This window comes from Curtobacterium sp. MCBA15_004, assembly GCF_001865055.2.
Lineage (GTDB): Bacteria > Actinomycetota > Actinomycetes > Actinomycetales > Microbacteriaceae > Curtobacterium.
Genome location: NZ_CP126266.1, coordinates 1654512 through 1667849, shown reverse-complemented (window position 1 = coordinate 1667849; position 13338 = coordinate 1654512). Strand labels below are relative to the sequence as shown.

The window sequence follows — 13338 nt, the reverse complement described above, 5'->3', positions numbered from 1 at the left end:
CGTCAGACGGCGCTCTGCGTCGCCTTCGGCATGTGCAGCGGGATGAGGTCGCGCGGCGGCATCGGCGTGGTGCCGCGCACCACGACGACGCTGCGGAACAGCTCCTCGATCTCGGTGGCGTCGTCGGGCTGCTCGGCGGCCTTGCCGGCGATCACGCCGCGGAGGAACCAGCGCGGGCCGTCGACCCCGACGAAGCGTGCCGGGCGGGCACCGTCGGTGGTGCCGGTGCCGTCGGTGACGACCGGCACGAGGGCACGGAGCTCGGGGCCGAAGGGACCCTCGACCTCGTCCACGGTGCCGCCCTGGCGCTCGATCTGCTCGGCGATCTGCGCGCGGATCTCGTGCCACAGGCCGGTCGACCGGGGCGCGGCGAACGGCTGGACCTGCAGCGTCGACTCGTCGTAGTCGAGGCCCACGGCGACGACGCGCTGCGAGCCCTCCTCGACCTCGAGACGCAGGTGCAGTCCCTCGCGCGGCAGGACCTTCACGCCACCGAGGTCGACGTACGGGCGCACCAGGTTCGCCTCGGTCTCGTCGTGCGGACCGTTCTCGGCACGGTCGGCCGGTGCGGACTTGTCGGTCGGGGCGACCGCGTCCACCTCGTCGACCCCGGCGTCGGCGTCCGTGGCGATGTCGAGCTCGGGCGTCGTGTCCGCCACCTCGGCGTCCGCGGCGACGGCGTCCGCCACCTCGACCTCGCTCTGCTTGCGTCGACCGAACTTCATGCGTCCGTTCCTTCCTGAACGTCGTGGGCGGCGCCGGGGGCACCGCTCCGGTCACCGTAGCCCGAGGACCCGAACCCGCCCTCACCGCGACCGCTCTCGGGCAGTGCGTCGACGCGGGTGAACGACACGCGCGGCACCGGCATGACGATCAGCTGGGCGATGCGGTCGCCGACGTGCACCTCGTACGGCTCGGTGGCGTCGGTGTTGAGCAGGGCGACCTTGACCTCGCCGCGGTAGCCCGCGTCGACGGTGCCAGGGGCGTTCACGATCGTGATGCCGTGCTTCGCCGCGAGGCCGCTGCGCGGGACGACGAAGGCGACGTGGCCGTCGGGCAGCGCGATGCGCAGGCCCGTCCCGATGAGGCGGCGCTCGCCCGGACGGAGCACGAAGGACTCGGTGGAGACGAGGTCGGCACCGGCGTCGCCGGGGTGCGCGTACGCGGGGGTGTTCTCCCCCGTCCAGAGGACGTCGACTGGTTCGGTCACGTGACGAGGGTAGTGCAGCCCGTGACCGTTCCGTGACCTGGACCGGTTCGTGGTCGAATGGACCCCGTGACCGTGTACCGCGAACGACTCTGGGCCCCGCCCGCCCTCTACCTGGCGACGGCGCTCGTCATCCCCGCGAGCCTCCTCGTCTTCCTGCCGATCAGCGTCCTCGCCGGCGTCCTCGTGGCGATCGGGATGTACGCCGGGGTCGTCGTCCTGCTCGGGGTCCTCGCCCCCGTGGTCGAGGTCACCGACACCGAGTTCCGCGCCGGACGCGCACACCTGCCCCGAGGCCTCGTGGGTGCGGTCACCGCGTACCAGGGCGCGGAGGCCACGACCCAGCGCGGTCCGAAGCTCGACGCCCGTGCGTGGACGCTCTTCCGCGGCTACGTGCGCGGCGTCGTCAAGGTCGAGGTCGCCGACCCCGCCGACCCGACGCCGTACTGGCTCGTCAGCGTGCGGCACCCGGAGCGCGTGGTCGAGGCGCTGCGCGCCTGAGGACCGGCCGGGAGGCGCGGGTCGGGCCCGCCCCGCGCGCCGGCCCCGTCGGCTGGTCCCGGCCGCCGGAACCGTCGGCTGGTCCCGTCCACCGACACCGTCGGCTGGTCCCGTCCACCGACACCGTCGGCTGGTCCGGCCCGCCGGGACGACGGAAGGCCCGCCACCCCGAGGGGTGACGGGCCTTCCGGTCGATCTGCCTAGAGCGAGGCGCACTCCGCGCACACGGGTCCGAGCTTCGACTCGTGGTCGAGCTGCGAGCGGTGCTTCACGAGGAAGCACTCCACGCACGTGAACTCGTCGACCTGCGGCGGGAGCACGACGACGTCGAGGTCGACGTCGCTGAGGTCCTGTCCGGCGAGCTCGAAGCTGCCGGGGTTGTCCGAATCATCGTCGACGACCCCCGACATCTTGTCGGGCACGCGCTCCTTGAGGGCCTCGATCGACTCTGAGTCAGAGGATTCGTCGGTCTTCCTGGGGGCGTCGTAATCGGTGGCCATGCCCATCCATTTCTCGGTTCGAGAGGTCGTCGCCGGTGATCGGCGGCGACAGTTTGCACCACGGCCCCGCAGAGCGCAAACCGAACGCGCTGTGGGATCGTCAGGCCCTGCAACCGGACACCCGACCCGGACATTCCCGGGTGCCGCACACCGGTCGACACCAACCCGCGGCGCGCCCGTGCGCCTCCGCCGGATCGGCCCGGGGCCCCTGCATACTCCTCGGGTACGCGCACGACCGTACGGACGCTCGGGAGGCGGAACCATGCAACACGTGAGAGTCATCGGAGTCGAGGCCGGGGCACTCCTGCTCGCGACCGACGGCGGCACCGAGTTCCGGTTGCCGGTCACCTCGTCGCTGTCGAGCCAGGTCCGGCAGGCGAACCCCGACGCGGGCCCGCAGAAGCGCGTCTCGCCGAAGGACGTGCAGGCACGCATCCGCGGTGGTGCCGACGCCGCCGACGTGGCCTCGGCGCTCGACGTCGACGTCGAGTACGTCCGTCGCTTCGAGGGCCCCGTGCTCGCCGAGCGTGCGTTCATCCTCGACGCAGCACGCCGCGTGCCGGTCACCCCGGCGGACGCCGAGTCCCCGGACACCTTCGGCGAGGCCATCGACGCCAAGCTCGCGTCCGGCGACGCCACCGCGGTCACGTGGGGGTCCTGGAAGCACGCCGAGCACGGCTGGCAGGTGCGCGTCCGCTACACCGCGTCCGAGGTCGAGCACGACGCGCAGTGGCTCTTCGACCCGAAGACCTCGACGCTGACCCCGGACAACGGTGACGCCCACCGGCTGTCCGACACCGAGGAGGAGGGCATCGCCCCGCGCCTCCGTGCGGTGGAGAACGACCACCAGGCAGCCGACGGCACGCGCTTCGACTCGGGCGCGTTCCGCGTCGAGCAGGTCGAGGAGCAGCAGCCAGAGCCGGAGGCCGCCGAGCGTCCGCTCCGTGCGCCGCTCCCCCGCATCGGCGCCGCACCCGTCGAGGACCGCTCGCCGGGCAACGAGACCGCCGACCTCCTCGAGGCCCTGCGCCGCCGCCGTGGTGAGCGCGAGGCCGCGGCGTTCGGCGAGCAGCAGGACGAGCCGCGCGGCACGTCCATCAGCGTCGTCGACATCCCCCTGCAGGGCTTCGACTCGCCCGTGTCGGCCCCCGAGCGCGGCGATGCCCGCCCGGCATCGGCGCCGGACGCCGACGCGCGTCCCGACCGCAAGAAGCGGAACCGCCGCTCGATGCCGAGCTGGGACGAGATCGTCTTCGGCACCCGCCCGGAGGACCCGGCCTGACCGAGCGCGCCTGACCGCCGTGGTCAGGCGGCGAACGCCCCGCCGAGCCGGAGCGGCACGAACACCTCGTCGTCGGTCATGGCCCCGTGCTGGCCGACCATGCGCTTCGGCGTGTCGCGCGGCCCGACCTCGCGGTCGTCGTTGAAGGCCCAGGAACCCCGCGCCACGACCACGACGTCGCCGATGCGCGGGAGCACGCGCGCGTCCACGGCGCCGAACCACCCGGCCGCGACCGCCTCGTCACGGCTCGCGACGTACGCCTTCTTGCCGTAGCGGACCCGCCAGGCCTCGACGAGCGCCGGGACGTCGGTCCCGGGTGCGACCGTGAGCTGCCGGCAGCGCGGGTCACCGGCGACCCCGACGACGTCCTCGAGCAGCGCCGGGTCGATCGCCACGTTCGCCTGCTCCGGCACGTCGAGCACCCCGTGGTCGGCGGTCACGAGCAGCCCGACGTCGGGCGCGCCGCGGTCCTCGAGCCGGGCAAGCTCGCCGTCGAGGAGCTCGAGCGCGGCCGTCCACCGGTCGGACTGCCACCCGTGCTTGTGCCCGATCGAGTCGAGCTCCGGCACGTACAGGTAGACCAGGGACCGGCCGGTCGCGGTCTCGGCCAGTGCGGCGTCCACCCGCTGCGGGATGCTGTCGGCGGCGACGTAGCGCGCGCCGCCGAGCACGCTCGCGGTCATCCCCGACGCGCGGTACCGGGTCGGACCGACCACCACGGGGTCGACCCCGAGCGGGACCGCGTCGGTGAAGACCGTCGACGCGAGCAACCAGTCCGCGGGCACGACGTCGTCCCACCCGCTCAGCAGGTTCATCACCCGCGCTGTGTCCGGGTTCCACCCGCTGTACCCGACCACGCCGTGGGTCCCGGGCGAGCGACCGGTCGTCAGGGTGCTCAGGGCGGCGGCGGTCGTCGTGGGGAACCCGCTGCGCATCCGCTTCCCCCCGGTGGCGAGCCAGCGCGCGTGTCCCGCTCGCGCAGCCAGCGCGGCGGACCCCAGGCCGTCGACCAGCACGACGACCGCGGAACGGGCGGGACGGAGGGTGATCCGCGCCTCCCGGCCGGTGGCACGCAACCACGCGTCGTCGGCGGCGCCGAGTGCGACGAGGCAACTCGGCAGCACGTCGGCGAGGTTCGCGGGGGCGTCGGGGGCGCTCGGTACGCTGGGGGGCACCCCCAGATCCTCCCAGAAAGGTCCCATGGCACGCACGGAAGCAGTCGGCCTGCCCGACGGTGAGCGCATCGAGGACGTCGACGTCTCCGAGGAGATGCAGGGTTCGTTCCTCGAGTACGCGTACTCCGTCATCTACTCGCGGGCACTGCCCGACGCACGCGACGGCCTCAAGCCGGTGCAGCGTCGCATCCTGTACCAGATGGCCGAGATGGGCCTGCGCCCGGACCGCGGGCACGTCAAGAGCGCGCGCGTGACGGGCGAGGTGATGGGGAAGCTGCACCCGCACGGCGACGGCGCGATCTACGACGCCCTCGTGCGGATGGCGCAGCCCTTCACGATGCGCGTCCCGCTCGTCGACGGACACGGCAACTTCGGCTCGCTCGACGACGGTCCGGCGGCCGCGCGCTACACCGAGGCCCGGCTCGCCGAACCGTCGATGGCGATGACCGAGGGGCTGAACGAGGACGTCGTCGACTTCGTCCCGAACTACGACAACCAGATCATGCAGCCGGCGGTCCTGCCCGCGGCGTTCCCGAACCTGCTCGTCAACGGGGCCTCGGGCATCGCGGTCGGCATGGCGACGAACATGGCGCCGCACAACCTCGGCGAGGTCGTCGAGGCCGCCAAACACCTGCTCCTGCACCCGTCGGCGACGCTCGAGGAACTCATGGAGTTCGTCCCCGGTCCCGACCTGCCCTCCGGCGGCACGATCGTGGGGCTCTCCGGGGTGCGCGACGCCTACGCCTCGGGGCGCGGCTCCTTCCGCACCCGCGCCAAGGTCAGCGTCGAGAACCTGACGCCGCGCAAGACCGGCCTGGTCGTGACCGAGCTGCCCTACCTGGTCGGCCCGGAGCGCGTGATCGAGAAGATCAAGGACGGCGTCCAGTCCAAGAAGCTCGTCGGGATCTCGGACGTCAACGACCTGACCGACCGCAACCACGGGCTCCGGCTCGTCATCGGCATCAAGTCCGGCTTCAACCCGACGGCCGTGCTCGAGCAGCTCTACAAGCACACCCCGCTCGAGGACGGCTTCGGCATCAACAACGTCGCACTCGTCGACGGATCCCCGCGCACCCTCGGGCTGCGGGAGCTGCTCGACGTGTACGTGCGGCACCGCATCGCGGTCGTCACCCGTCGGTCGGAGTACCGCCTCGCCCGGCGCCGGGAGCGGCTGCACCTGGTCGAGGGCCTGCTCGTCGCGATCCTGGACATCGACGAGGTCATCGAGGTCATCCGTTCCTCCGACGACTCCGAGACCGCTCGCGGCCGCCTGCAGGACGTCTTCGACCTCTCCGAGGTACAGGCCGAGTACATCCTCGAGCTCCGGCTGCGGCGGCTGACGAAGTTCTCGCGCCTCGAGCTCGAGGGCGAGCGCGACCAGCTCCTCGCCGACATCGCCGCGCTCGAGGAGCTCCTGGCCTCGGACGACCGGCTCCGTGCCCAGGTGGCGCTCGAGCTCACCGAGGTGTCCGACCGCTTCGCGACGCCGCGCCGCACGCTGCTCACCGAGGCCGACGCCCCGGTCCGCGGCGCACGGAAGGCCGCGGTCGACCCGGAGTCCCTGCAGGTCGCCGACTCGCCGTGCCGCGTGCTGCTGTCCACCACCGGGCGGCTCGTGCGGGTCGACATCCCGGACACCGACCTCGGCATCGTGCGGGTCCCGAAGCGCTCGAAGCACGACGCGGTCCGCTCCACGGTCGTCTCGACGGTCCGCGGTCGGGTCGGTGCGCTGACCTCGACCGGACGGGTGCTGCGGTTCTCGCCGGTCGACGTCCCCTCGGTGCCGCCGGCGTCGGTGCGGCTCGACGCGGGCGTCCGGGTGGCCGAGTACCTCGGCATCGCACGCACCGAGACCGTCGTCGCCCTCGTCGACCTGTCCGACGGCGCCACCGACTCGCTCGCGATCGGCACCGAGCAGGGCGTCGTCAAGCGCGTCGCCACGGGTGCCTGGCCCGACAAGGACGAGTTCGTCGCGATCGGGCTCAAGCCGAGGGACACCGTCGTCGGCGCGGCGCAGGCACCGGAGAGCGACGACCTGGTGTTCATCACCTCGAACGCGCAGCTCCTCCGCTTCCCCGCCGTCGGCGTACGCCCGCAGGGACTCCCGGCCGGTGGCGTCGCAGGCGTGTCCCTCGCTGCGGGTGCCTCGGTCGTCTGGTTCGGCTCGGTCCCGCGCTCCGACGACGCGGTCGTCGCCACGGTCTCGACGTCGTCGGGTGCGCTGCCCGGCACGGATGCGGGCCGCGCCAAGGTGTCGGCGTTCTCGGAGTTCCCGGTCAAGGGCCGGGCGACCCAGGGGGTCCGCGCGCACGCGTTCCTCAAGGGCGAGGACGGCGTGACCGTCGCCTGGGCGGGCATCGCACCGCCGCACGCCGTCGGGTCCGACGGTGCCGCACGGACGCTGCCCGACTGGCTGTCGAAGCGCGACGGTTCCGGTGCGCCGCTCGAGGCCGTGATCGCGACGATCGGCGGGAGCGCAGCGGCGCTCGACGGGACCGCGGGCGAAGCGTAGCGGCGGGCTCGCCGGTGTCACCGCGTGCGGGCGGCGCCGGCGTCACCGCGTACGGGCTGTGACGCCAGCGTCACCGCTCGGGGGCTGTGGCGCCGGCGCCCCCGCCTGCCGGCGTCCCCGCCCTGGCTCGGCGACGCCGGCAGGCCTCGCTCGCAACTAGGCGTCGATGCGGTCCCGGTCGAGGCCCTCGCCGGCCAGGATGAACTCCTTGCGCGGCGCGACGTCGTTGCCCATCAGCAGCTCGAAGACCTTCGCGGCGCCCTCGGCGTCGGTGACGTTCACCCGACGCAGGGTCCGGTGCGTCCGGTCCATCGTCGTCTCGGCCAGCTGGTCGGCGTCCATCTCGCCCAGGCCCTTGTACCGCTGGATCGGCTCCTGGTACTTCTTGCCCTGCTTCGCGAGCTTCTTCAGCACGGCCTGCAGCTCGGCCTCGGAGTAGGTGTACAGCGTGTCGTTCGGCTTGCCGCGGTTCACGACGACGACCCGGTGCAGCGGCGGAACGGCGGCGAAGACGCGGCCCTGCTCGATCATCGGGCGCATGTACCGGAAGAACAGCGTCAGCAGCAGGGTGCGGATGTGCGCGCCGTCGACGTCGGCGTCGGACATGATGATGATCTTGCCGTAGCGGGCCTGGTCGATCTCGAACGAACGACCGGAGCCGGCGCCGATCACCTGGATGATCGACGCGCACTCGGCGTTCGAGAGCATGTCGGAGACCGAGGCCTTCTGCACGTTGAGGATCTTGCCGCGGATCGGCAGGAGCGCCTGGTACTCGCTGTTGCGCGCCAGCTTCGCGGTGCCGAGCGCCGAGTCCCCCTCGACGATGAACAGCTCGGTACCCTCGGCGTCCTGCTTGCGGCAGTCGGCGAGCTTCGTCGGCAGCGAGGAGTTCTCGAGCGCGTTCTTGCGACGCTGCGTCTCCTTGTGGGCGCGCGCGGAGATGCGGGTCTTCATCTCGGCGACGACCTTCTCGAGCACGAGCGCCGCCTGCGCCTTCTCGGTCCGCTGCGTCGAGGTGAGGATGTCGGTGAGGTGCTTCGACACGACCTGGTCGACGATCTTGCGGACCGCCGGGGTGCCGAGGACCTCCTTCGTCTGCCCCTCGAACTGCGGCTCGGGCAGGCGGACGGTCAACACGGCGGTGAGCCCGGCGAGGACGTCGTCCTTCTCGAGCTTGTCCTGCCCGACCTTGAGCTTGCGGGCGTTGGCCTCGACCTGGGTCCGCACGGCCTTCACGATGCCCGACTCGAAGCCGGCCAGGTGCGTCCCGCCCTTCGGCGTCGCGATGATGTTGACGAAGCTGCGCTCGATCGTCTCGTACCCGGAGCCCCAGCGCAGCGCGATGTCGACCTCGCACGCGCGCTCGACGGACGTCGACACCATGTGGCCCTTGTCGTCGAGCATCGGCACGGTCTCGGTGAACGTGCCCGTGCCCTGGATGCGCCAGACGTCGGTGACGGCGCTGTCGAGGGCGAGGTGCTCGACGAACTCGCTGATGCCGCCCTCGTACCGGAAGCGCTCGACGACGGGACCGGCGGCGACGGTCGTGCCCGTCGCCTCGGCCCGCTCGGCCGCGGCGGCGATCGACGCCGGGCGCTCGTCGGTGATCGTGATGCCGAGGCCGGGCACCAGGAACGCGGTCTGACGCGCCCGGCTGACCAGGTCGCTCGTGCTGAACTTCGCGTCCGGGGTGAAGATCTGCCGGTCCGCCCAGTACCGCACGCGGGACCCGGTCACGCCCTTCTTCACCTTGCCGACGACCCGCAGCTCGCTGCCCGACGTGTACGGCGAGAACGGTGCGTCCGGGCCGTCGCCGTCGAACACCCCCGGCTCACCGCGGTGGAAGGACATGGCGTAGGTCTTGCCGCCCCGGTCGACCTCGACGTCGAGGCGCTCCGACAGCGCGTTGACCACCGAGGCGCCGACGCCGTGCAGTCCGCCCGAGGCCGCGTACGACCCCGAACCGAACTTGCCGCCGGCGTGCAGCTTCGTGAACACGACCTCGACACCGGTGAGCCCGGTCTTCGGCTCGACGTCGACCGGGATGCCGCGCGCGGTGTCCCGTACCTCGACCGAGCCGTCGGCGTGGAGCACGACACCGATCTCGTCACCGTGTCCGGCGAGGGCTTCGTCGACCGAGTTGTCGATGATCTCCCACAGGCAGTGCATGAGGCCCCGGGAGTCGGTCGACCCGATGTACATGCCCGGACGCTTGCGGACCGCCTCGAGCCCCTCGAGGACGGAGAGATGGCGCGCAGAGTAGTCGGAGCTCACCCGCCGATGGTACCGACGCGCACCGACACCCTCGGCCGAGCGGAGCGGCGCGCCTCGGACTGGGGACAAGTGGTCCGCGGTGAGCGAAACAGGGTGCGCGCGATGCAGGGTTCCCAGCCACCACGTGTTCAAATGGTGACTCAACGCACCCCCTGCGATCCGTGAGGAGCACAGCAATGACCCAGACCGTGCACGACCTCTCCATCGACGAGACCACCAGCAACCAGCTCACCGCGCTCGACCGCTGCGACAGCTGCGGAGCGCAGGCCTACATCCGCGCGACGATGGCGAGCGGCGAGCTCTACTTCTGCGCGCACCACGGTGCTGAGTTCAAGGACAAGCTCGCGGCCACCGCGATCGAGTGGCACGACGAGAGCAGCCGACTCTACGAGTCGAAGTAGGCGCTCCCCCACAGCAGACGGGAGGCGCGGTGCCAGCTGGCACCGCGCCTCCCGTCTTGCTGTGTGCGGCAGGTCCCCCGGAACGGGTCGGTCTGCCGGCCCGCGGGATCAGGTGATCCGCTTGAAGGCCTTGTCGACGTAGCGGTCGACCGTCGCGCGCGCCTCGCGCGCGTACCGGTCGATCGTCGCGGTCCGCTCCGGGTCCGGGGCGTACGCGCGGCCGAGCCGCGCGGTGGCCGCAGCGAGCACGGCGTCGGTGAGCTGCGGGTTGAGCGGCAGGAGCGGCCCCTGCGTGTGCGTGCCGAAGGACGTCCCGACGATCGCGCCCTCGACCGGGGTGCCGGCCTGGTTGCCACCGCCCGAGACGACGTCGGCGAACGGCTCGACGCCGGCGCCGAGCTCGATCCGGGTCGCGTGGTCCTCGAAGCCGGCGAGGCGCGTCGGAGCACCGGGTAGGAGCGGGTACCGGGCGTCGAGGACGAAGTAGTTCACGCGACGCTCGGCCCCACGGACCGCACGCGCGTCGAACACGCCGAACCCGGTGACGGGCTCGCCCTCGGTCGGGACGACCTCGTTCGTCGCGAGGTCGAAGCCGCCACCGACCGCGACCACCGGCACGCCGGAGGCCGCCAGGTCGCGCAGCGGGGCGCCGACACGGACGACGTCCGCCCCGAGCGACCGCATGGCGCTGAGGGGTCCGTTGCCGACCACGACGACGTCGGCTGCGGTGGGCAGGTCGTCACCGGGGGCGTACTCGACGACCTCGGTCGCGATGTCCGCGGCCTCGGCCCGGCGGACCAGGGCCGCGACGTTGCCACGGTCGCCCGAGACGCCCATCTGGCGCGGGTACACGTGCAGGATGGTCAACCGGTCGGCGGTCATGCCGTCTTCTCCATGTCGCCGTGCCCGAGCGCCTTGCGGGCGATCATCATGATCTCGTAGTTGACGATGAAGTTCTTCGTGCCGGAGGTCGTCGCTCCGAGCTGCTCCATGTGACGGATCGCCGCCTCGACGTCCGGCTCGACGCGGTCGATGCGGACACCGGCGTGCTCGAGCGCGATCGCGATCTGCCAGGCCTTGTCGCCCGACACGACGTCGACGTGGTCGAGCTTCGAGAAGTCGATGTCGTAGATCCACGAGATGTCCGGGGTGCCCTCGTCGATCGCCATGAGGACCTGCTCCGGGCTGTCCGGCAGTGCGTCGAGGTTGAGCTGGAGGCTCGCGGCGTTCTTGAACATCGTGAACTCGGCGGACTCGCCGGCGATCGGGAGCCGCTCGCCACGGCCGTACGCCGGCTTCATCGTGCCGAACGCCCGCGTGACCGCCTCCGCGCGGAACTGCGCGCCGAGTGCAGCACTCGCGGTCGCGGTGGCCGCCGCGGCGTCGACCGCGTAGTGCAGGCCGCGCGCCGGCAGCCGGACGGGGATGTCCGTCCCGGCGAAGCGGATCGTCGCACCGTCGCCGGTGTTGACGACCACCTCGGACTCGGCCGGGTTCGGCTCGCCGTCGGTGCGGTCGAAGTCGTCGGCGTTCTGCAGGCCGTTCGGCGCCGCCGCCACGACCTCGGCGCTCGCACCGAACCGGAGCACGCGCTGCCCCGGCTCCGCCGTGTAGGCGTCGAGGAACTGGTCGTCGCGGTTCGTGATGACGTTCGCCGTCGAGAGCGCCGCCGTGTCGAGCATCATCGCCGCGACGCGCTCGGTCTCGAAGAATCGGTAGAGCTGGTCGACCTGGACGTTGAGCATCGTGACCGTCGACGGCGACAGGATCCCCGCGAGTTCGACCGCGAAGGCCTCGTCGACCTCGAGGATGCCGATGTCCGCCTTGAGCCGACCGGTCAGCGACACCTCGGACAGGAGCGCCGAGGCGATCCCCTGCGGAAGGTTCGCACCGGACGGGTTCGTGAACACCCGGAGCCCGTGCGCCCGCACGATGTCGGAGATCATGTGCGTCGTCGTCGACTTGCCGTTCGAGCCGAGCACGAAGACGACGCCGTTCGGGAACTGCTTCGTCACGTGCTGCAGGAAGTCCGGCACGAGCTTGAGGACGATGTAGCCCGGGTAGGCGGATCCCCCGCCGCGCGCACGTGCGAGGGCGCGGAGGACCCGCCCGACCAGGATCGGGATGAGGAAGCGCATCGGCCTACTCGAGGTAGTCGCGCAGCGACTGCGACCGCGACGGGTGGCGGAGCTTCGCCATCGTCTTGGACTCGATCTGGCGGATGCGCTCGCGCGTCACACCGAACGTGTCACCGATCTGGTCGAGGGTCTTCGGCTGGCCGTCGCCCAGGCCGAAGCGCATGCGGATGACGCCCGCCTCGCGCTCGGACAGGGAGTCGAGCAGGCTCTCGAGCTGCTTCTGCAGCATCGTGAACCCGACCGCGTCGGCCGGCACGACCGCCTCGGTGTCCTCGATGAGGTCACCGAACTCCGAGTCGCCGTCCTCGCCCAGGGGCGTGTGCAGCGAGATCGGCTCGCGGCCGTACTTCTGCACCTCGACGACCTTCTCCGGGGTCATGTCGAGCTCGCGGGCGAGCTCTTCCGGAGTGGGCTCGCGACCGAGGTCCTGCAGCATCTGGCGCTGGACGCGGGCGAGCTTGTTGATGACCTCGACCATGTGCACCGGGATGCGGATGGTGCGGGCCTGGTCGGCCATGGCGCGGGTGATCGCCTGGCGGATCCACCACGTCGCGTACGTCGAGAACTTGAAGCCCTTGGTGTAGTCGAACTTCTCGACCGCACGGATCAGGCCCAGGTTGCCCTCCTGGATGAGGTCCAGGAACTGCATGCCGCGGCCGGTGTAGCGCTTGGCGAGCGAGACGACCAGACGGAGGTTCGCCCCGAGCAGGTGGCTCTTCGCGCGCTGCCCGTCACGGGCGACCCAGCGGAGCTCGCGCTCCTCGGACTTGGACAGCCCCGTGCTGTGCTGCAGCTTGTCCTCGGCGAACAGGCCGGCCTCGATGCGCATCGCGAGCTCGACCTCCTGCTCGGCGTTGAGGAGGGCGACCTTGCCGATCTGCTTCAGGTAGTCCTTGACCGGGTCGGCCGTGGCGCCCGTGATGGTCGTCGAGTAGACCGGGGCCTCGTCGTCGTCGGACTGCGAGATGACCAGCGCACCGGCGGCGACGGCTGCCGCGGCGTCGGGCTTCGCAGCCGTGCCCTCGGTCTCGGTCTCGTCGGCGTCGTCCGTCGCGTCGACGACCTCGTCCACGGGCTCGACGGCCTCGTCCTCGTCGACCTCGTCAGCCTGCTTCTTCGCACGGCTGGTGGTCTTCTTCGGCGCAGCCTTCTTGGCGGCGGGCTTCTTCGCGGCGGTGGCCGGTGCGGCGCGCTTCTTCGGCGCGGCCTTGGTCTCGGCCGCGGGCTCGTCGCCGGTGGCGACGCCCTCGGGCTCGGTGTCCTTCGTGGGATCGATCGTCGTGCTCCGGGCAGCCATGCGATCACCTCTCTCGTCGTGCCACGTTCGTGGGGTCGTGGCCTCCCTCGC

At 71.7% G+C, this 13338-nt stretch carries 12 protein-coding genes; 4 read left to right on the top strand and 8 right to left on the bottom strand.

Features of this window, described 5'->3' with window-relative positions:
- Positions 1-2 precede the first annotated feature (2 nt).
- Positions 3-725: a DUF3710 domain-containing protein gene (locus QOL16_RS07855; RefSeq protein ID WP_253181672.1), complete on the bottom strand. Its 723-nt coding sequence runs from the start codon at positions 723-725 to the stop codon at positions 3-5.
- Complete coding sequence (gene dut, locus QOL16_RS07850) at positions 722-1210, bottom strand: dUTP diphosphatase (RefSeq protein ID WP_071284817.1); 489 nt, start codon at positions 1208-1210, stop codon at positions 722-724. Before dut ends, QOL16_RS07855 begins: the two co-directional genes overlap by 4 nt.
- 57 nt (positions 1211-1267) lie before the next feature.
- Between dut and QOL16_RS07845 the strand changes: the two genes are divergently transcribed.
- Positions 1268-1708, top strand: a complete 441-nt coding sequence (locus tag QOL16_RS07845) for a DUF3093 domain-containing protein (RefSeq protein WP_253181671.1) — start codon at positions 1268-1270, stop codon at positions 1706-1708.
- A 200-nt stretch (positions 1709-1908) separates the two neighbouring features.
- Here the strand turns inward: QOL16_RS07845 and QOL16_RS07840 are convergent, their stop codons facing one another.
- Complete coding sequence (locus tag QOL16_RS07840) at positions 1909-2208, bottom strand: DUF4193 domain-containing protein (RefSeq protein ID WP_065963598.1); 300 nt, start codon at positions 2206-2208, stop codon at positions 1909-1911.
- Between the two features lie 271 nt (positions 2209-2479).
- Here QOL16_RS07840 and sepH point away from each other — a divergent pair, with 271 nt between their 5' ends.
- Positions 2480-3490: a septation protein SepH gene (sepH, locus tag QOL16_RS07835; RefSeq protein ID WP_171898799.1), complete on the top strand. Its 1011-nt coding sequence runs from the start codon at positions 2480-2482 to the stop codon at positions 3488-3490.
- 23 nt (positions 3491-3513) lie between these two features.
- On the opposite strand, the gene QOL16_RS07830 is transcribed toward sepH, so the two are convergent.
- Complete coding sequence (locus QOL16_RS07830) at positions 3514-4665, bottom strand: alkaline phosphatase family protein (RefSeq protein WP_071284816.1); 1152 nt, start codon at positions 4663-4665, stop codon at positions 3514-3516.
- 25 nt (positions 4666-4690) lie between these two features.
- Here QOL16_RS07830 and QOL16_RS07825 point away from each other — a divergent pair, with 25 nt between their 5' ends.
- Complete coding sequence (locus QOL16_RS07825; protein ID WP_071284815.1) at positions 4691-7177, top strand: DNA topoisomerase (ATP-hydrolyzing) subunit A; 2487 nt, start codon at positions 4691-4693, stop codon at positions 7175-7177.
- 156 nt (positions 7178-7333) lie between these two features.
- Here the strand turns inward: QOL16_RS07825 and QOL16_RS07820 are convergent, their stop codons facing one another.
- Positions 7334-9451, bottom strand: coding sequence for a type IIA DNA topoisomerase subunit B (locus QOL16_RS07820; RefSeq protein ID WP_065963579.1), 2118 nt, complete (start codon positions 9449-9451; stop codon positions 7334-7336).
- 176 nt (positions 9452-9627) lie between these two features.
- Between QOL16_RS07820 and QOL16_RS07815 the strand changes: the two genes are divergently transcribed.
- Positions 9628-9852, top strand: a complete 225-nt coding sequence (locus tag QOL16_RS07815; protein WP_065963576.1) for a hypothetical protein — start codon at positions 9628-9630, stop codon at positions 9850-9852.
- Positions 9853-9960: 108 nt separating this feature from the next.
- On the opposite strand, the gene QOL16_RS07810 is transcribed toward QOL16_RS07815, so the two are convergent.
- From QOL16_RS07810 to QOL16_RS07800, 3 genes are read right to left on the bottom strand one after another with little or no spacing between them, the layout of a single operon-like run.
- A complete protein-coding gene (locus QOL16_RS07810; protein ID WP_071284814.1) occupies positions 9961-10734 on the bottom strand; it encodes a type 1 glutamine amidotransferase in 774 nt (257 codons plus the stop codon).
- Positions 10731-11990 carry a MurT ligase domain-containing protein gene (locus QOL16_RS07805; RefSeq protein WP_071246852.1) on the bottom strand — a complete coding sequence of 420 codons (1260 nt, stop codon included), beginning with the start codon at positions 11988-11990 and terminating at the stop codon, positions 10731-10733. Before QOL16_RS07805 ends, QOL16_RS07810 begins: the two co-directional genes overlap by 4 nt.
- Positions 11991-11994: 4 nt before the next feature.
- Complete coding sequence (locus QOL16_RS07800; protein ID WP_139197436.1) at positions 11995-13287, bottom strand: RNA polymerase sigma factor; 1293 nt, start codon at positions 13285-13287, stop codon at positions 11995-11997.
- Between the last annotated feature and the right edge of the window lie 51 nt (positions 13288-13338).